Genomic DNA, 791 nt, shown 5'->3' with positions numbered 1-791 from the left:
ATAATTAATCTTATCGAAGTAAACATTGGAAAAATTAATATCGAGGACATACAATTTCTCACCATTATAGTTCTCTTTATTCTTTCGTTTGGAATATATATGAATATAATCTATTCATCAATTTCATTTGCTGCTTTCGTCTTATTTACTTTTGCAACCGAATATCTTAATTCAGGAATAAATTTTGTTCTAATAGGAAAATTAGTTCTAGCGTTGGCTATTCTCTTCAACGGAATTGAAAAACATCTTCAATTCTTAAAACTGAACCATCTAAAATTAATTAATAATTCTCGTGACAAATTATTCCTTGGAATTTCCAGTCTCTACATATTATATCTAATTATAAACCTAATCTTTCACTATTTCTTCACAATTACCTACATTCACAATAAAGATGATTTTGACAAGGCAGACTATAAGTTTATAAATAGCTTAAATATCCTAGAACAAAACGAAAAGATGCAATACCTCTTTCACTTTAACAATTTAGGAAAAAACAATGGATTCGTATTAGTTTCAAATAATAAAATTGTAACCCATGATAAACTTTCAGATATAAATAAAATATATTTCTCAGATATTCACAATATTGAAAAAGAAATAATTTCTGAAGATATCTCACGATTAAATATATTCCTAAAATCAGGAGAATCAATAAATATCACTATCCCTAGAAAAAGAAATAGAGATGAAGAACTATTTTTTTATATCAACAACGAAATAAAAATACTATCCAACGGCGTATAACAGCATGGAAACGCTGCGCTTCGGCACGAGGCCTCGCTTGGGCT

At 28.1% G+C, this 791-nt stretch carries 1 protein-coding gene; it reads left to right on the top strand.

The genetic code is table 11. From position 1 onward, the window contains the following. A partial coding sequence (locus JWG40_RS12225; protein ID WP_232369345.1) for a hypothetical protein occupies nt 1-747 on the top strand: 747 nt, incomplete at its 5' end. Between the last annotated feature and the right edge of the window lie 44 nt (nt 748-791).

Origin of the sequence: Leptospira abararensis, from assembly GCF_016918735.1 — a bacterium.
Classification (GTDB): domain Bacteria; phylum Spirochaetota; class Leptospiria; order Leptospirales; family Leptospiraceae; genus Leptospira_A; species Leptospira_A abararensis.
This window is presented reverse-complemented; position numbering and strand designations above follow the sequence as displayed.